This is a genomic window from Kineococcus sp. G2, assembly GCF_037154035.1.
Taxonomy (GTDB): Bacteria; Actinomycetota; Actinomycetes; order Actinomycetales; family Kineococcaceae; genus Kineococcus.
The window spans coordinates 18,202-36,178 of the sequence record NZ_JBBBEM010000006.1; the positions used below are offsets into that span (position 1 = coordinate 18,202).

The following is a 17,977-nucleotide window of genomic DNA, read 5'->3' on the forward strand; positions in this document are numbered from 1 at the left end:
GTGAAACCGTGTCCCCGTTGCACGTCGCGGCGCTGGAGCCGCTGTCCGAGACGCCCACCGGTGAGCCCGCGGGCCGCCGCGGCCTGGACGCCCTGTCCGTGGGGCGCCGCATCCGCCACCACCGCCGCGAGCGCGGCCTGACCCTCGCCCAGCTGGGCGAGGCCGTCGGCACGGCGCAGTCCCTGCTCTCGCAGGTGGAGAACGGCAAGCGGGAACCCCGCCTGTCCCTCATCGCGGCCGTCGCCGAGGCGCTCGGCACCACCCCCGCCGACCTGCTGGACCCCGCACCACCCCCCACCCGCCGGGCGGCGCTGGAGATCGAGCTCGAGCAGGCCCAGCGCAGCCCGCTGTTCCGCTCCCTGGGTCTGCCGCGCGTCGACCCCAGCAGCAAGCTGCCGACCGAGGCGCTGGAGGCCCTCGTCGCGCTGCACGGTGAACTGGCCCGCCGCCACGACGCCGCCAACGCCACGCCGGAGGAGGCCCGTCGCGCCAACACCGAGATCCGGCTGCTGATGCGCGCCGTCGACAACCACCTGCCGGAGATCGAGGAGCTGGCGGAGGACATGGTCCGCGCCGCCGGGTACACGGTCGGTGCCCTCACCCACCGGCAGGTGGCGCGCATGGCGCAGGAGCTCGGTTTCTCCATCATCCACGTCGACGACCTGCCGCACTCCACCCGCACGGTCACGGACCTCGCGCACGGGCGCATCTACCTGCCCCCCGCCTCCATCCCCGGCGGGCACGGCCTCAGATCGCTGGCGCTGCAAGCGATCGCGCACCGGGTCCTCGAGCACGAGCGGCCCGCCAGCTACACGCAGTTCCTGCGCCAGCGCCTGGAGATCAACTACTTCGCTGCCTGCTGCCTGCTGCCGCGAAGTGCCGCCGTCGAGTTCCTCTCCGCCGCCAAGGCGGACAAGGACCTGGCCGTGGAGGACTTCCGCGACGCCTTCGGGGTGACCCACGAGGCCGCTGCGCACCGGCTGACGAACCTGCTCACCTCCCACCTGGGCATTCCCGTGCACTTCCTGCGCGTCGGTGACGACGGCGCCCTGTACCGGGGCTACGAGAACGACGGGGTCCCGTTCCCGCAGGACGCCTCCGGTGCGATCGAGGGGCAGCCGGTCTGCCGCGAGTGGACGGCGCGCACCGTGTTCGACGTCCGCAACCGCACCACCGAGAACTACCAGTACACCGACACCCCGGCGGGGACGTTCTGGTGCTCCAGCCAGACCGGTTCCACCGAGAACGGCGGGTTCTCCATCACCGTCGGGGTGCCGTACGCGCACGCCAAGTGGTTCCGCGGCCGCGACACGCGCGTGCGCCGCCGCAGCAGCTGCCCCGACGCCGCGTGCTGCCGCCGCCCCGCCGCGCGGCTGGAGGAGCGCTGGGCCGACGCCGCCTGGCCCAGCGCCCGCCTGCACGCCCAGACCCTCGCCCCGCTGCCGTCGGGCAGGTTCCCCGGCGTCGACGACGTCGAGGTGTACGAGTTCCTCACCTCGCACGCCCCGCGTCCGGAGACCGGGTCGACCCCCGTCCCCTGACCCCGTCCCTCCTTCGGTGATCAAGGAAGTGGCAACTTCCTTGATCACCGAGGGAGGGGGAGGCGGTGCGGGAGGTGGTCTTGCCGGGGTCGGGAGCGCGTGCGAGGCTCCCGGCGAGGCCACGACCGGTGGCCCCACGCCGACCCGCGGTTCCCCAGGGAGCCGGTCCGGACCTGGAAGGGGCCTTCGCCTGTGCTGTCCTCCGTCGAGCAGACGGCCGGGGGCGACGCGGGGGAGCACGCTCTCCCGATCGACGCCACCCCCCTCGACGCCGAAGCCGTCCGCGAGCACGTCACCGCCGGCGCCCTGCGCGACGGGCCGGTGGGCTCCGTCGGCCTGGAGCTCGAGCGGCACGCCGTGGACCTTCGCCACCCCCACCGTCGCGTCGCCTGGGACCGCCTCACCGGTGCGCTGCGCGAGGTGCTCCCGCCCGCCGGGAGCCGCGTCACCCTCGAACCCGGCGGTCAGGTGGAGCTGTCCAGCCCGCCGCTGCCGGGGGTGGCGGCCGCGTGGAGGCGCTGCGCCGCGACGCCGCGCACGTCAGCGCGGTCCTCGCCGCGGACGGCATCGCCCTGCTGAGCACCGGCACCGACCTCGTCCGCGAACCCGAGCGCGTCAACCCGGGCTCGCGCTACGAGGCCATGGCCGAGCACTTCGCCGCCGTCGGCCACGCCGCCGACGGCGCCGCCATGATGTGCTCCACCGCCTCCCTGCAGGTCAACCTCGACGCCGGCCCGGCCCACCGGTGGCCGCAGCGCCTGGCGCACCTGCACCGGCTGCTGCCCGCCCTCGCCGCCCTCGGCGCCTGCAGCCCCCTGCTCGCCGGCCGCGCCGACGGCACCCGCTCCACCCGCCAGGGCGTGTGGCGCCGCCTCGAACCCGGCCGCTGCACCCGCCCCGCCGACGGCACCGGTGGCCCGGACCCGGCGGGGGAGTGGGCCGCGTTCGCCCTCGCCGCGCCCGTCATGCTCGTGCGCGACGGCGAGGGCGCCCCCTGCCGGCCGGTGCGCGAGCCCGTGACCCTCGCCGACTGGGCGGGCGGTCGCCGTCTCCTGCACGGGCGGGCGCCCACCGCCGCCGACGTCGACCTGCACCTGAGCACCCTGTGGCCGCCGGTGCGGATGCGCGGGTTCCTGGAGGTGCGCGTCCTGGACGCCGTGCCCGCCGCCTGGTGGCCGGGCCTGGTGGCCGTGGTCGTCGCCGTCGTCGACGACGAGCGCGCCGCCGACACCGCCGCCGCCGTCGTGGAGGCCTGCGGGCCCGACACCGCCCGCGCCGCCCGCGGCCTCCTCGACGCCGCCCGGCCCGCCGTGCCCGGCGCCCTGCGCGGCTGCGTCGAGGCGTGGGCCGACCTGCTCGACGCCGGGCGCCACCCGGCCGACCTCGTCCTGCACCGGGCGCGCCGCGACGGCCCGGCCGGCTGCCTGACCGCGGAGGACCTGCGATGACCGGCACGACGGCGACCACCCCCACCACCCCGGGCGCCGCCGGGTCCGGGGCGGGGTTCGAGGCGGCCGTGGCCGCCCTGACCTCCGCCCGCCGCACCACCCTGGCCCTCACCGAGGCGGACGACGCGGAGCTGACCGCCCAGCACTCCCCGCTGATGAGCCCGCTCGTGTGGGACCTCGCCCACGTCGGGCAGCAGGAGGAGCAGTGGCTCCTGCAGGCCGCCGACCCCGACCGCGAACCCGTCTTCCACCCCGCGATCGCCTGCCTGTACGACGCCTTCGAGCACCCCCGCGCCACCCGCACGCAGCTTCCGCTGCTGGACGCGACCACCTCCCGCCGCGCGCTCGCCGAGGTGCGCGGGCGCGTCCTGGACGCCCTGGAGCGCTCCGGGCCCGATGACGCGCACTTCCCCGCCGGCATGGTCGCCCAGCACGAGTTCCAGCACGGCGAGACGATGCTCGCCACCCACAACCTGCGCGCCGGGGAACCCCTCCTCGCCCCGGCGCCCACGCCGCCGGGGCGCCCCGTGCCCGCCGACGCGGTCCTCGTCGCGGCCGGCCCCTTCCCCCTCGGCGCCGACCCCGCCGCCGAACCCTGGGCGCTCGACAACGAACTGCCCCAGCACGAGGTCCACGTCCCCGCGTTCCGCATCGCCCGCGTTCCCGTGACCAACGGTGAGTGGGCCGCGTTCGTCACCGCCGGCGGCTACGACGACCCGCGGCTGTGGACACCCGAGGGCTGGGCGCACCGCGTCGCGGCGGACCTGCGCACGCCGATGGGGTGGGAACCCGACGGCGCCGGGTGGTGGACGCAGCGCCGGTTCGGTGCGGTGCGCGCCGTCGACCCCGCCGAACCCGTGCAGCACGTGGACTTCCACGAGGCGCAGGCGTACGCGCGCTGGGCCGGGGCCCGGCTGCCCACCGAGGTGGAGTGGGAGAAGGCGTGCGCCTGGGACCCCGTCGCCGGCCGGCGGCGCCGCTGGCCGTGGGGCGACGGACCGGCCACGCCCGAGCGCGCGAACCTCGGCGGCACCGCGCTCGGTCCCGCCCAGGTCGGCGCCTACCCCGCCGGCGCCTCCGCGTACGGCGCCGAGCAGATGATCGGCGACGTGTGGGAGTGGACCAGTTCCGTGTTCGCCCCGTGGCCGGGGTTCTCGGCGATGCTCTACTCCGACTACTCCGCGCCGTTCTTCGACGGCCGCTACCGCGTGCTGCGCGGTGGCGCGTGGTCCACCGCCGCCGGTGCGGTGCGCCCCTCGTTCCGCAACTGGGACCACCCGATCCGGCGGCAGATCTTCACCGGCCTGCGCCTGGCCTGGGACGCCTGAGTGTGCCGCCACGTCGCCTGGCTGGGTGCTCCGCGCACCCTGGCGGAACTCCTGCTGCAACCCGCCCACGGCCTGCTGCACCAGAGCTGGGAACCGCGCCGGCAGGCGCACGGCACCGTCAACGCCGACGGCTGGGGCGTCGGCTGGTACACCCCCGCCCGGCCCGAACCCGCCCGCTGGCGCTCCTCGCGGCCGATGTGGGCGGAGGCGTCGCTGACCTCCGTCGCCCCGCACGTCGCCTCCGGGTGCGTGCTCGCCGCCGTCCGCGACGCCACCGTCGGCATGCCCGCCGACGAGAGCGCCTGCGCCCCCTTCGCGCGCGGGCGCTGGCTGCTGTCCCACAACGGCGTCGTGGACCGCGCCGTCCTGCCCGCCGGGGCGTGGCCCGCCGCGGAGTCCGTGTGCGACAGCGCCGTGCTCGCCGCCCACCTGCTGGCCGCCCCGGAGGAGCTGGCCGAGCGGATCGCCGCCACCGGTGCCGCCGACCCCGCCGCACGGCTCAACGTCCTGGCCACCGACGGCGAACGCCTCGTGGCCACCGCCTGGGGCGACACCCTCAGCGTCCTGCGCACCCCCGACGGCGTCGCGATCGCCAGCGAACCCTTCGACGACGACCCCTCCTGGTACGACGTGCCCGACCGCACCCTCGTCACCGTGACGCCCGACGGCGTCGACCTGACCCGACTGGAGGTCCCGTGAGCACCACCCCCGCCACCGACGCCCTGCCCCTCGTCGTCGAGCGGCACCTCACCCCGGACGTGCTCGCCGACGCCCTGCGCCGCGACGTCCGCACCGGCCTGACGGGAACCCCGAAGACGCTGCCGCCGAAGTGGTTCTACGACGAGCGAGGCAGCCGCCTGTTCGACGAGATCACCCGGCTGCCGGAGTACTACCCCACGCGCCGCGAGCGCGAGCTCCTCGAACGGGTCGCCGGCGAGGTCGCCACCACCACCGGCGCCGACACCCTCGTGGAGCTCGGCAGCGGCACCAGCGAGAAGACCCGCCTGCTGCTGGCCGCGCTCGCCGACGCCGGCACCCTGCGCCGGTTCGTCCCCTTCGACGTCGACGGCGTCACCCTCGTCGCCGCCGGCACCAGCGTCGCCGCCGCCCACCCGGGCGTCGCCGTGCACGCCGTCGTGGGCGACTTCGAGCACCACCTGGACCGCCTGCCGCGCGGCGGCCGACGGCTCGTCGCGTTCCTCGGCTCCACGATCGGCAACCTCGAACCCGCGCCCCGGGCGCAGTTCCTGCGCTCCCTGGCCGCCACCCTGGGACCCGGGGACGCCCTGCTGCTGGGCGCGGACCTGGTCAAGGAGACCACCCGCCTCGTCGCCGCCTACGACGACGCCGCGGGCGTCACCGCGGAGTTCAACAAGAACGTCCTGCACGTGCTGCGCCGCGAGCTCGGCGCCGACGTCGACCCGGCCGACTTCGACCACGTCGCCGCCTGGGTGCCCGAGCACGAGCGCATCGAGATGCGCCTGCGCGCCCGTCGCGACCTGGTGGTCCGGATCCCGGCCCTGGAGCTGGAGGTCCCCTTCGCCCGGGGCGAGGAGCTGCGCACCGAGGTCTCCAGCAAGTTCCGCCGCGAGACCCTCACCGCGGAACTGGACGCCGCGGGCCTGGACCTGACGCACTGGTGGACCGACACCCGCGGCGACGTCGCGCTCAGCCTGGCCGTGCCGCGGGGGTGACCACCCCGTCGCCCGGCCGCGAACCCGGCCCCGCGACCTCGCGGGACCCTCAGTCGTCGAACGTGTTGAGCAGGCTGTGCGCCGCCCGCTCCAGGTAGCCCCACAGCAGCCCGTGCTGCGCCGGCGGCAGCCCCAGGGAGTCGACCGCGACGCGCATGTGCGCCAGCCAGCGGTCCCGGGCGTCGGGGTTCACCTTGAAGGAGGCGTGCCGCATCCGCAGCCGCGGGTGCCCGCGCTGCTCGGAGTACGCCGTCGGCCCGCCCCAGTACTGCTCCAGGAACATCCGCAGGCGCTCCTTCGCCGGCCCCAGGTCCGCCTCCGGGTACATGGGGCGCATCACCTCGTCACCGGCGACGCCGTCGTAGAAGACGTCCACCAGGCGCACGAAGGTCTCGCGCCCGCCCACCTCCTCGTAGAAGGTGATCGTGCCGCCGTCGGGACCGGCGGGTTCGCGGCCCAGGAGGTTCTCCGGCCGGACCAGGGGCTTGTCGGGGCTCACCCCACCAGTGTCGCCCCCGCCGGCGGGGGCTCCGCACCGGCCCGCGCCTGCGCACGGGCCTCCGCCGCCCGCTTGACGTTGCGCTGCATCCCGCCGAACACCACGTCGTGGAACGGGCTGATCGCCGCCCAGTACGCCTGACCCGCCAGGCCCCTCGGGTGGAACAGCGCCCGCTGGCGGAACAGGGTGCGCCCCACCGGGTCGCTCTCCACGCGCAGCTCCAGCCACGCCAGCCCCGGCAACCGCATCTCCGCGCGCAACCGCAGCAGCCGGTCCTCCTCGCGCTCCTCGACCCGCCACCAGTCCACCGCGTCGCCCACCACGAGACGGTGCGGGTCGCGCCGTCCGCGCCGCAGCCCCGGGCCGCCGGAGAACCGGTCCAGCACCCCGCGCACCGCCCACGCCATCGGCCACGAGTACCAGCCGCGCTCGCCGCCGATGCCCTCCAGCACCCGCCACAGCACGTGCGCGGGAGCGTCCACGACGGTGGTGCGCTCGTCCACGTACAGGTTGCCGCTGGCCCAGTCCGGGTCCGAGGGCAGCGGGTCGCTGGGCGCTCCCGGCACCGACGCGCTGGACCAGCGGGTCGCCACGTTCGCCTCCTGCACCCGTTGCAGCGCCAGGCGCACCGCCTCCCGGAACCCGATGAGCCCCTCCGGCGGGTCCGGCACGTGCTCGGCGATGTCGTGCTCGGTGCACACCACCTCGTGCACGAGGCTCTCCACGAGCGGCTGCGCGATCCGCTTCGGCACCGGCGTCACCACGCCCACCCAGTGGCTCGACAGGCGCGGCGTCAGCACGTTCACCGGCAGCACGCGCCGCTTGGGCAGACCCGCCACCTCGGCGTAGCCGCGCATCATCTCCAGGTACGTCAGCACGTCCGGCCCGCCGATGTCGAAGGCGCGGTTCACCTCCGGCGGCATGTCCGCCGAGCCGACCAGGTACCGCAGCACGTCGCGCACCGCGATGGGCTGGACGCGGTTGCTCACCCACCTCGGGCACACCATCGCCGGCAGGCGCTCGGTGAGGTGGCGCACCATCTCGAAGCTCGCCGAACCGGACCCGATGATGACGGCGGCGCGCAGCACGGTCGTGGGCACGGGGGAGTCCAGCAGGATCTCGCCGACCTCGCGGCGCGACTCCATGTGCGTGGACAGCTCCTCCCCCTCGGGGAACAGCCCTCCCAGGTACACCACGCGGCCCACACCCCGGGCCGCGGCGGCGCGGGCGAACGTGCGCGCCGTGCGGCGGTCGGTCGCGGAGAACGACGCCCCGCTGCTCATCGCGTGGATCAGGTAGTAGGCGACGTCCACGCCCTCCAGGGCGGCACCGGTGCCCTCGGGGTCGGCGGCGTCCGCCCGCACCAGCTCCACCCGCTCCGCCCACGGCCGGTCCCGCAGCTCCTCCGGGCGCCGCGCCACCGCCCGCACCCGGAACCCGGCGGCCAGCAGCTCCGGCACCAGCCGCCCGCCGATGTAGCCGCTGACGCCGGTGACCAGCGCGAGCCGCCCCCGGCCGTCGCCGACCTCGTGGGCGGGGCCGGGCGGGGCCGCGGTGGGAGTCGTGTCGTCGTACACGCGGTCAGTCTGGGGGCCGGCCGCCCGGCCGGCGAACCGGTCGGGCCCGCCGGCCCCCGCAGCGCGGCGGGACGCGCTCAGAGCCCCCGCTTCACCGCGTCCGGGTCGACCGTCGCCGTCGTCTCGGCGGACACGTCCGCCTCGCTGCGCGGCGGCGGGTGCGAACCCGCCGCGGCCGCCGGGTCCACCCTCCCCGGCGCCGGCTTCGCCTGCGGCCGCGCGTCGTCGTTGCGCAGCCACACGGTGCGCTGCGGGAAGGGGAACTCGATGCCCTCGGCGTCGAACGCCGCCTTGATGCGCCGGCGCAGCTCGCGCTGCACCGCCCACTGCTGCAGGGGCGCGGTCTTGACGACCAGGCGCAGCACGATCGCGTCGGCGGCCATCTGCTCCACGCCCCACACCTCGGGGCGCTCCAGCACCAGCGCCTTCCAGTCGTCCTCCGCGGCCAGGGCGTCGCCGATGCGCTGGAGCACCTCCTGCACGTGCGCGACGTCCTCGCCGTAGGCGACGGAGACGTCCAGCACGGCGCGCGCCCAGCCCTGGCTCTGGTTGCCCACCCGGATGATCTCGCCGTTGCGCACGTACCAGACGGTGCCCTGCACGTCGCGCAGCCGCGTCACGCGCAGGCCCACGGCCTCCACCGTGCCGGAGGCGTCGCCGAGGTCCACGACGTCGCCGACGCCGTACTGGTCCTCGGCGAGCATGAAGAAGCCGGACAGGAAGTCCTTCACGAGCGCCTGCGCGCCGAAGCCGATGGCGACGCCGGCGATCCCCGCCGACGCCAGGAACGGGGCGATGGACACGCCGACGATGTCGAGCACGGACATCACCGCGGCGATGCCCAGCACGAGCGTCGTGGCGCTCTTCAGGACCGAGGCGATCGTCCCGGCCCGCTGCTCGCGCCGCTCGGACAGCAGCGGGGACGACTCCAGCAGCCCGTTGCGCCGGCCGCCGCGCCCGCCCAGGCGGCTGGCGCCCGTGGCGATGCCGTCGGCGACGCGGCTGATGATCCGCAGCAGCAGGTAGCGCGCCACGAAGCACACCACCAGGACGATGACGATCTTCAGGGGCTTGTCGAGCAGGAACCGCCAGACCTCGCCGGCGGTCTCCGTCGCCGCCTCGGTGGCCTGGGCGGTCTCGGTCTCGATGACGTCGGACAGGGGTTCGGACACGGGGAGGTGGGGCTCCTTCCGGGGAGCGGTCGATCGGGACGGTTCAGGACAGGTCGAGGCCGGTGGCGGCCGCGGCGAAGGCCAGGGTGTCGCGCACCAGCCCGGCGCTGCGCGAGACCGAGCGCGCGCCGTGCCCGACGTCACCCTCCCGGCGCAGCAGCACCGGGCGGCCGGAGGACGTGGCGTGCTGCAGCGCCGCGCACAGCTTGCGCGCGTGCAGCGGGTCCACCCGCGAGTCGCCGTCGAAGACGGTGAACAGCACCGCCGGGTAGGCCGTGCCCTCCACGACGCGGTGGTACGGCGAGTACGACAGCAACCAGCCGAACTCCTCGGCCACGGCCGCCGTCCCGTACTCCTCGCTCCACGTCGCGCCCAGCCCGTGCTGCTCGTAGCGGACCATGTCCAGCAGCGGCGCGGAGCACACCACCCCGGCGAACAGCTGCGGCTGCTGGGTCAGGGCGGCACCCACGAGCAGGCCGCCGTTGGACCCGCCGTGCACGCACAGCTGCCCGTGCGTGGTCCAGCCCTGCTCGACGAGGAACCGGGCGGCGGCGTGGAAGTCGTCGAAGACGTTCTGCTTGCGCTCGCGCATCCCGGCGCGGTGCCAGTCCTCGCCCTCCTCGCCCCCGCCGCGCAGGTTCGCCACCGCGTGCACGCCGCCGGCCTCCACCCACGCCAGCGCGTCCGGCGCGTAGTGCGGGGACAGGCTGATCCCGAAACCGCCGTACCCGTACAGGATCGCCGGCGCGGGCGAGCGGGGCCGGCCGTCCTCGTCGAGGGCGTCGGTGCGCGCGGTGACCTGCAGGCGCACCACGGTGCCGTCGTCGCTGCGGTACTCCAGCAGGCGGCTCGTCACCGCAGGCACCGCCACCGCGCCGGGCGGGGCGGCGTCCACCACCAGGGAGCCGTCGCGGGCGTCGTAGCGGTGCACGTGCGCGGGGCTGGTGGTGGTCGTGAAGCCGAACCAGAGCTCGTGCCCGCCCTCCGGGCGCGTCACCAGCCCGCCGGCCGACCCGGTGCCCGGCAGCTCGACCGTGCCCGCCGCGCCCGGCAGGCGCCGCCCGCTCGCCAGCTCGTGCACGCTGATCGACGAGACGGCGTGCCGGGTCCAGCCCAGCACCAGCAGCGGCTCGGCCAGCTCCGGCCCGTCCAGCACGGCGACGTCCTCCAGCAGCGCGTCGTCCGCCTGCGGCACCAGCTCGCGCCAGTGCGCCACGCCCGGCTCGGCCGGGTCGGCCACCGCCAGGCGCCCGCGCGGGGCGTCCAGGTCGGTCAGCAGGTACAGCCGGCCGTCGCGGCCCACCCACGCGCTCGTCTGCGCGTCCACGCCCTCGACGACCTCGCGCAGCACCGGCGCGTCCGGCGCGGACGCCGCCAGGTCCGCGATCCACACGTCGTTGCGCGGGGCGGTGCCGTCGGAGGCGCTGACCACCAGCCAGCGCCCGTCGCGCGAGGTCCACACCCCGTAGTAGTTCGTCATCGACCGCCCGGCGCCGAACACCTCGACGTCCTCGGCCGGGTCGCTGCCCACCCGGTGCAGGTACACGCGGCGGTGGTACTGGCGCTCGGCCTGCGGCAGCCGCTCCGGCGGCAGGCGCCGCACGTAGTAGAAGGCGCGCGGCTCGCCCTCGCGCGCCGGCAACCACGCCACGGGGGAGTAGCGGGCCCGGTCCACCGGGCCGTCGACGACCTCGCCGCTGGCCACGTCCAGCACCCGCAGCACGCTCTCCTCGCTGCCGCCCTCGGAGAGCTGGTACGCCAGCAGGTCCCCCTCGACGCTGGGCCGCCAGGAGTCCAGCGTCGTCGTGCCGGTCGGGTCCAGCGCCACCGGGTCCACCAGGACGCGCTCGGCGCCGCCCGGCGCGTCGGTCACCCGCAGCACCGCGTGCTCCGCGCCCGGGTCGCGGCGGCTGCGGAACACCCGCTCGCCGCGGTGCACCGGCGCACCCACCGCGCCCGTGGCCATCAGCTCGCGCACCCGCCGCTCCAGGCGCTCGCGGCCCGGCAGGCCCGCCGCGAACCGCTCCCAGGCGCTGTCCTGCCACGCCGACCACTCGCGCGTGCGCGGGTCGTCGGCGTCCTCCAGCCAGCGGTACGGGTCGTCGACGGCCACGCCGTGCAGCTCCTCCACGAGGTCCAGGCGCGGGGCGGGCGGGCTGGTCGCGGGGGTGTCCATGGACGCCCACCCTAGGCACCGCGCCGGCGCCCCGGCCCCGGCGCCGCGTGGACGAGCGGGGCGGGTGCCGGGCGGGGGACGTGTGGACGGGCCGGGACGGGCGCCGCGTGGCAGAGTCGGCCGCGTGCCGTCCGACGCCCCGCGCACCGACCCGCGCCCCGTCCCCGGGGACCGCCCCGACCCGCAGCTGCTGGAGCTCGCCGCCGCCTGCGGCGTGGCCACCCGGTTCACCGACTGGCAGGGCGAGGAGAGCACCGTCCGCCGCTCCACCGTCGAGGCGGTCCTGACCGCGATGGGCCTGGACGTCTCCGGCCCCGCGGCGGTCGCCGAGTCGCTGCACGAGGTGCGGCTGCGGCCCTGGCGGCGCACCCTGCCGCCCGTCGTGGTCACCCGGGAGGGCCGCCCCCACCAGGTGCCCGTGCACGTCCCGCACGGTGACCCCGTGGAGCTCGTGGTGCAGCTGGAGGACGGCGGCTGGGCGGCGCTGCGGCAGGTGGACCGCTGGGTCGACCCCGTCCACGTCGACGGCCGCCTCACCGGCCGGGCCACCTTCGAGGTGCCCGAGGACCTGCCGCTGGGTTGGCACGAGCTGCGGGTGCACACCCCCTCCGGGGACGCCTCGTGCCCGCTCGTCGTCACCCCCGACGCGCTGGAGCTGCCGCAGGCCCTGCAGCGCGGGCGCAGCTGGGGCTACCAGACGCAGCTGTACTCGGTGCGCTCGTCGCGCTCCTGGGGCATCGGCGACCTCGCGGACCTGGGGGAGCTGTCCTCCTACGCCGCCGAGCAGGGCGCCGGCTGGGTGCTGGTCAACCCGCTGGCCGCCGCCTCGCCCGTGCCGCCGATGGAACCCTCCCCGTACCTGCCGACCACCCGCCGCTTCGTCAACCCCGTCTACCTGCGGGTGGAGGACGTGCACGAGGTCGCCTACCTGGCGCCCGCCGACCGCGCCGCCGTCGAGGAGCTGGCCGCCGGCTGCCGGCCGGCGAACACCGACGCCGGCGAGATCGACCGCGACGCGGTGTGGGCCGCCAAGCGGCGCGCCCTGGAGATCCTCTTCCGGCACGGGCGCACCCCGGCGCGCGAAGCCGCCTTCCGCCGCTACGTCGCCGCCGAGGACCCCGGCCTGACGGACTTCGCCACCTGGTGCGCCCTCGCCGAGCGCCACGGGCTGCCCGCGAGCGACTGGCCCGAGGAGGTCTCCACCCCCGAGCGCGCCGCCGCCTCCGGCGCCCTGGACGAGCTGGCCGACCGCGTGGAGTTCCACCGCTGGCTGCAGTGGCAGTGCGACGAGCAGCTGCGCACCGCGCAGGACCTCGCCACCGCCGCCGAGACCGGGCCCGGCATCGTCCACGACCTCGCCGTGGGCGTGCACCCCGACGGCGCCGACGTGTGGTCCCTGGGCGACGCCCTCGCCCACGGCGTGAGCGTCGGTGCCCCGCCGGACGCCTTCAACCAGCAGGGCCAGGACTGGAGCCAGCCGCCGTGGCGCCCGGACCGCCTCGCCGAGCAGGCGTACGCGCCGTTCCGGGACATGGTCCGCACCATCCTGCGCCACGCCGGCGGCCTGCGCGTGGACCACGTGCTCGGCCTCTTCCGGCTGTGGTGGATCCCCGCCGGCGCGCCCGCCTCCGAGGGCACCTACGTGCGCCTGGACCACGAGGCGCTCATCGGGATCCTCGCGCTGGAGGCGCAGCGCGCCGGCGCCGTCGTCGTCGGCGAGGACCTCGGCACCGTCGAGCCGTGGGTGCGCGAGTACCTCGCCGAGCGAGGCGTGCTCGGCAGCGCGGTGCTGTGGTTCGAGTACGACGGCGCCAGCCCGCGCCGTCCCGAGGACTACCGCGAACTGGCCCTGGCCAGCGTCACCGTCCACGACCTGCCGCCCACCGCCGGGTACCTCGCGCAGGAGCACGTCGCCCTGCGCGACCGCCTCGGGCTGCTGACCCGCCCCGTGGAGGAGGAGCGGCGCCGCGACCGGGCCGAGCAGGACCGCATCCTCGGCCTGGTCCGCGAGCGCGGCCTGCTGCGCGAGGGCGCCGGCGAGCAGGAGACCGTCGAGGCGCTGCACCGGTACCTGGCCCTGGCGCCCTCGCTGATGATCGGCGTGTCCCTCGTCGACGCCGTCGGCGACCGCCGCACCCAGAACCAGCCGGGCACCGCCCTGGAGCACCCCAACTGGAAGATGCCGCTGACCGGCCCCGACGGCCGGGTGGTCCTCCTGGACGACCTGCCCGCCGACGCGCGGGCGCGCTCGCTGGCGCGGGTCGTCGAGGCCGCCGTGCGCGGTGGCGACGAGGAGGGCGCCGAGGACGCGAGCGGCCGGGGCCCCTCCCGCTGACACCCCCGGGACGGGCGGTCCCCCCGGTCCGCCCGTCCCTCCGGCTCCCCCCGGCGCCGGCGGCACCAGCCTGACCGGCCCGCCTTGCAGGGACCTTGCAGCGACCTGGCCCCGCCCTGTCCGCCGCGGACCTACCCTGAGCCGGTGACGACGGCGCTCGCGGTGCGGGTCCTGGGACCGGTCGAGGTCGGCACCGCCGACGGCCCCCTGCCGCTCAGCGGTTCCCTGCGCACCCTGCTGGCCGCGCTCACCGTGGACGCCGGGCGCGTCGTGGCCGCCGACACCCTCGCCGACCGGCTCTGGGACGACGGCGGCCTGGACGCCGGGGCCTCCACCGTGCACAGCTACGTCTCACGCCTGCGCCGCCGCCTGGAGCCGCGGCGACCGCCGGACGGCTGGAGCGTGCTGCGCACCCGCGCCCCCGGGTACGCGCTGGTGCTGGAGCCGGGGGCGCTGGACGCCGCCGAGTTCCGCCGGCTGGTCGGCACCGCCCGCGGCACCGCCGAGCCCGCCGCGGCCCGCGACGCCGTCGCGCGGGCCCTGGCGCTGTGGCGCGGACCCACCGCCTACGCCGACGTCCCCGCCGGCTTCGCCCGCGCCGAGGCCGACCGGCTGCACGAGCAGCGGCTGGAGGCCGAGGAGCTCGCCGCCGGCCTGGACCTGACCCTCGGCCGGCACCACGAGCTCGCCGAGCGCCTGCCGGCCCTCGTGGCCGCCGAGCCGTTCCGCGAGGGCCTGCGCGCCTCGCTCGTGCTCGCCCTGTACCGCTGCCACCGGCAGGCCGACGCGCTGCGCACCTTCGAGGAGGGGCGGGTGCTGCTCGCCGACGCCCTCGGCGTGGACCCCGGCCCGCGGCTGCGCCGGCTGCACGAGCTCGTCCTGCGGCAGGACCCCGCCCTCGACGCCCCGGAACCGCCCCGGCCCGGGCACACCGGGCACACCGGGCAGCCCGGACAGCCCGGGCAGACCGGGCGGCCGGGGCAGGTGGTCGTGGACCCACCGGGTGCCGCGGCACCGCGGCGCCCGCCGCTGCCCGTGCCGCCCACGCCGCTGCTCGGGCGCGAGGACGACCTCGCCCGTCTGCACCGGCTCCTCGACGACGGCGCCCGCCTGCTCACGCTCACCGGCACCGGCGGCGTCGGGAAGACCCGCCTCGCCCTCGCCCTGGCGCAGCGCGCCGCGGGCACGGCCGGCTCGCGATTCCCCCGACGGGGCCGTGCTGGTGCCGCTGGCGACCCTCGACGACGCCGGGGCCGTGCTGCCCGCCGTGGCCCGGGCCGTGGGCGCGGGCGCCGTCGACGGCCCCGCCGCCCGCGACGCCGTGGCCGCCCACCTGCGCCCCCTGCGGCTGCTCCTCGTGCTGGACAACCTCGAGCACCTCCTCGACGCGGCCGCCGACGTCGCGGAGCTGGTGCGCGCCTGCCCGGACCTGTCCGTGCTCGTCACCAGCCGCGCCCCGCTGCGCGTGGGCGGCGAGGTGGAGCACCGCGTCGAGCCGCTCGCGCTGCCCGGCGCCACCGCGAGCCCGGGGGAGGTGCTGGCCTCCCCGGCCGTCACGCTGTTCTGCGAGCGCGCGCGGGACGTGGTGCCCGGCTTCACCGTGGAGCGCGACGACGCGCGGACCGTCGCCGACGTGTGCGCCGCGCTCGCCGGCATCCCCCTGGCGCTGGAGCTGGCCGCCGCGCGGGTGCGCGTGCTGAGTCCCCGGGACCTGCTGACCCGCCTGGACGAGGCGCTCTCCGGTGGGCGGCGCGACCTGCCGGAACGGCAGCGGACCATGCAGGCCACCCTCGACTGGAGCATCGGTCTGCTGGACGATCCCGCCCGGCGCCTCTTCCGCCGCCTGGCCGTCTTCGCCGGCGGATGGACCCTGCCGGTGCTGGAGGCCGTGGAGGGACCGGCGGTCCTGCCGGTGCTGGAGGCGCTCGTCGAGCAGTCCCTGGTGCGCGTCGAGCACACGGGCGACGGGGCCCGCTTCTCGATGCTCGAGCCCACCCGCCAGCACGCCCGGCGCCTGCTCGGCGAGGACGAGCGCGCGCGAGTCGCCGCCGCCCACGCCGCCGCCCACCTCGCCCTCGCGGAGGAGGCGTACGTCGGCTACCAGCGCGACGCGCAGGTCGGGTGGCTGCGCCGCGTCGAGCGCGAGCACGCCGACCTGCTGGCCGCCGTGGACTCCTCCTGCGCCGCCGGCGATGGCGAGACCGCCGGGCGGCTGGTGTGGGCGATGTGGCTGTTCTGGTGGATGCACGGCCACCTCGCGGTGGGCCGGCGCGCCTGCGAGGCCGTGCTCGACGTGCCGGGCCTGACGGACCGGGTGCGGGTGCGGGTGGACCTCGCCCTGGGCGCGATGCTCTTCGCGCAGGGCGAGCACGAGCACGCCGAGGAGGTGTGGCAGCGCGCGCACCGGCTGGCCGAGGCCGGCGGCGACGACGAGGCGCTCGCGCACACCACGGCCGGCACCGGCATCACGGCGCTGGCCCGCGGCGACGCCGCCACCGCCGTCGCCCGGCTGCGCACCGCGCTGCCGCTGGCCGCGGCGCTGCCCGCCGCCTCCGACGGGCCGTGGCTCCAGGCGCTGGGGCACGTGTGGACGGGCACGGCGCTGACAGCACTCGGCGGCCCGGACGCACCGCGCCGGGCGCGGGAGCACTTCGAGGCGGGCCTGGCGCTGGCCCGCGCCCGCGGGGACCGGCTGACCACGTTCGTGGCGCTGTACAACCTCGCCCAGGCGGAGGCCCCGCGCGACCCGCTCGCCGCGCGGCGCCACCTGCGCGAGGGCACGGCCCTGTCCGCCCAGGTCGGTGACCTGGCGAACCTCTCCCACTTCCTCGACGCGCTCGTCGTGCTCGGCGCCGGCGCGCACGAGCCGGTGGCGGGGGAGGACGCGCAGCGGCTCGCCACCGCGCTGGGCGCGGCCCGCGCAGCTCGGGAGACCGTGGGCGCCGACGTGTACGGCTTCTACCTGCGCGACGACGCGCAGCTGGCCGCGGCCCGGGAGCGGCTGCGCGAGGCGCTGGGCGAGGACCGCTTCGCGGCGGCGGTGACCGCGGGGCGGGCCCTGCCCGTGGCGGACGTCGTGCGGCTGGCCACCGGGGAGGGCGAGCCCGACCGGGCGACCGACGCGGGCGAGCCCGACCGGGCGCCCGGCGCGGGTGAGCCCGACCGGGCGCCCGGCGCGGGGCTCACGGCGCGGGCAGCGCCAGCCACTGCTCCCAGCTGAGGTCGTGCCCCACGAACCGGGGCCGGGTGAACGGCCAGTCGCGCCGCACCCAGCGCGGCACCTCCGCGTCCAGCACCGCTTCCAGCTCCGAGCCGACGAGACGGTCCACGACCCACCACGACACGTCCGCGTCGGCGCCCACCCGGCCCGCGGGGTCCAGGTACACGCACCCCAGCAGCTCGGCCTCCTCGTCGTCGAACAGCGCGTAGTTGAACGACTCGTGCCGGGCGATCTCCGCCTCGTGGTGGGCCAGGTCGAGGCGGTCCTGCTCGCGGGTCATGCCCTCCGGGGGCCAGCCCCACGCGGCGCCGTAGATGGACCACAGGCGCTCGCGCGAGCTCGTCACCGCGGGCAGGTCCAGGTCCACGTCCACCTCACGGATCGGGCGCAGGTGGTGGCCGGTGGGCAGGTCCAGGCGGGTGGGGTGCCGGAACCACGGCGGCAGCCACGGTTCCACGGCGCGGTCCTCGGGCACGGGCTCTCCTCTCGCGACGCCGCCGGTCGGCGGCCCGCCCAGGGTGCCCGGGCGCCCTTGCCGGCCGCTTGCAGCACCGGGGGAGCGAGGGCACGACGCGTGCAGGTCGACGGCAAGGCGGGCGGGACACGCTCGGTGGCGTGCAGGCAGCAACCCCGGTCCCAGCCACCGCCCTCCCGCAGGCCCGCGACGGGCGGTCCTCGCTCGCCCCGCCGCTCACCCCGTCGCGCGGCGCACCCGCGCCGCCGTGCCGCACGGTGCCGGCGGACCTCTTCTTCGCCGAGGAGCAGGAGCTCGTGCTGGCCGCGAAGGCGCTGTGCTCGCCGTGCCCGCTGCGAGCGGCCTGCCTGGCCGGGGCCCTCGCCCGCCGCGAGCCCGCCGGCGTGTGGGGCGGTCAGCTCTTCGTCGGCGGGGTCGCCGTCGCCTACCGCCGCGGCCGCGGCCGCCCCCGCAAGGACGCCCCGCCCCTCACCCCGGTGCTGTGAGGCGGGCGTCCCCCGATCCACCGGGGG

General features: G+C 77.1%; 12 protein-coding genes and 2 pseudogenes. 9 read left to right on the forward strand and 5 right to left on the reverse strand.

Annotated elements, in window-relative coordinates:
- Nucleotides 1-41 precede the first annotated feature (41 nt).
- The 5 genes and pseudogenes from V9U69_RS00870 to egtD all read left to right on the forward strand — a co-directional run bounded on the left by V9U69_RS00870 (nucleotide 42) and on the right by egtD (nucleotide 6,011).
- Entirely contained in the window at nucleotides 42-1,541 is a 1,500-nt protein-coding gene (locus V9U69_RS00870) for a helix-turn-helix domain-containing protein (protein ID WP_442907525.1), read from the forward strand.
- 357 nt (nucleotides 1,542-1,898) lie between these two features.
- Nucleotides 1,899-2,989 (forward strand): annotated as a pseudogene (locus tag V9U69_RS00880) (glutamate-cysteine ligase family protein).
- On the forward strand, nucleotides 2,986-4,317 hold the full coding sequence (gene egtB / locus V9U69_RS00885; RefSeq protein ID WP_337059401.1) for an ergothioneine biosynthesis protein EgtB: 1,332 nt from the start codon (nucleotides 2,986-2,988) through the stop codon (nucleotides 4,315-4,317). Before V9U69_RS00880 ends, egtB begins: the two are co-directional and overlap by 4 nt.
- A complete protein-coding gene (egtC, locus tag V9U69_RS00890) occupies nucleotides 4,318-5,016 on the forward strand; it encodes an ergothioneine biosynthesis protein EgtC (RefSeq protein ID WP_337059402.1) in 699 nt (232 codons plus the stop codon).
- A 23-nt stretch (nucleotides 5,017-5,039) separates the two neighbouring features.
- On the forward strand, nucleotides 5,040-6,011 hold the full coding sequence (egtD, locus tag V9U69_RS00895; protein WP_442907526.1) for an L-histidine N(alpha)-methyltransferase: 972 nt from the start codon (nucleotides 5,040-5,042) through the stop codon (nucleotides 6,009-6,011).
- A 49-nt stretch (nucleotides 6,012-6,060) separates the two neighbouring features.
- On the opposite strand, the gene V9U69_RS00900 is transcribed toward egtD, so the two are convergent.
- The 4 genes from V9U69_RS00900 to V9U69_RS00915 form a co-directional block, all read right to left on the reverse strand.
- Entirely contained in the window at nucleotides 6,061-6,471 is a 411-nt protein-coding gene (locus tag V9U69_RS00900) for a globin (RefSeq protein WP_442907527.1), read from the reverse strand.
- Between the two features lie 35 nt (nucleotides 6,472-6,506).
- Complete coding sequence (locus V9U69_RS00905) at nucleotides 6,507-8,087, reverse strand: SDR family oxidoreductase (RefSeq protein WP_337059405.1); 1,581 nt, start codon at nucleotides 8,085-8,087, stop codon at nucleotides 6,507-6,509.
- Nucleotides 8,088-8,164: 77 nt separating this feature from the next.
- The gene (locus V9U69_RS00910) at nucleotides 8,165-9,259 is read right to left on the reverse strand and encodes a mechanosensitive ion channel family protein (RefSeq protein ID WP_337059406.1); all 1,095 of its coding nucleotides are present in this window, start codon (nucleotides 9,257-9,259) and stop codon (nucleotides 8,165-8,167) included.
- Nucleotides 9,260-9,302: 43 nt separating this feature from the next.
- The gene (locus V9U69_RS00915) at nucleotides 9,303-11,435 is read right to left on the reverse strand and encodes a prolyl oligopeptidase family serine peptidase (RefSeq protein ID WP_337059407.1); all 2,133 of its coding nucleotides are present in this window, start codon (nucleotides 11,433-11,435) and stop codon (nucleotides 9,303-9,305) included.
- A gap of 124 nt (nucleotides 11,436-11,559) precedes the next feature.
- Here V9U69_RS00915 and malQ point away from each other — a divergent pair, with 124 nt between their 5' ends.
- The 3 genes and pseudogenes from malQ to V9U69_RS00930 all read left to right on the forward strand — a co-directional run bounded on the left by malQ (nucleotide 11,560) and on the right by V9U69_RS00930 (nucleotide 16,990).
- On the forward strand, nucleotides 11,560-13,770 hold the full coding sequence (malQ, locus tag V9U69_RS00920) for a 4-alpha-glucanotransferase (protein WP_337059408.1): 2,211 nt from the start codon (nucleotides 11,560-11,562) through the stop codon (nucleotides 13,768-13,770).
- A 252-nt stretch (nucleotides 13,771-14,022) separates the two neighbouring features.
- Nucleotides 14,023-14,592: pseudogene (locus tag V9U69_RS19275) on the forward strand (AfsR/SARP family transcriptional regulator); the annotation flags it as partial.
- Between the two features lie 400 nt (nucleotides 14,593-14,992).
- A complete protein-coding gene (locus V9U69_RS00930; RefSeq protein WP_337059410.1) occupies nucleotides 14,993-16,990 on the forward strand; it encodes an ATP-binding protein in 1,998 nt (665 codons plus the stop codon).
- Here the strand turns inward: V9U69_RS00930 and V9U69_RS00935 are convergent.
- Nucleotides 16,953-17,465, reverse strand: a complete 513-nt coding sequence (locus V9U69_RS00935; protein ID WP_337059411.1) for an N-acetyltransferase — start codon at nucleotides 17,463-17,465, stop codon at nucleotides 16,953-16,955. The genes V9U69_RS00930 and V9U69_RS00935 overlap by 38 nt on opposite strands.
- A gap of 140 nt (nucleotides 17,466-17,605) precedes the next feature.
- Between V9U69_RS00935 and V9U69_RS00940 the strand changes: the two genes are divergently transcribed.
- Nucleotides 17,606-17,950, forward strand: coding sequence for a WhiB family transcriptional regulator (locus tag V9U69_RS00940; RefSeq protein ID WP_337059412.1), 345 nt, complete (start codon nucleotides 17,606-17,608; stop codon nucleotides 17,948-17,950).
- Nucleotides 17,951-17,977 lie beyond the last annotated feature (27 nt).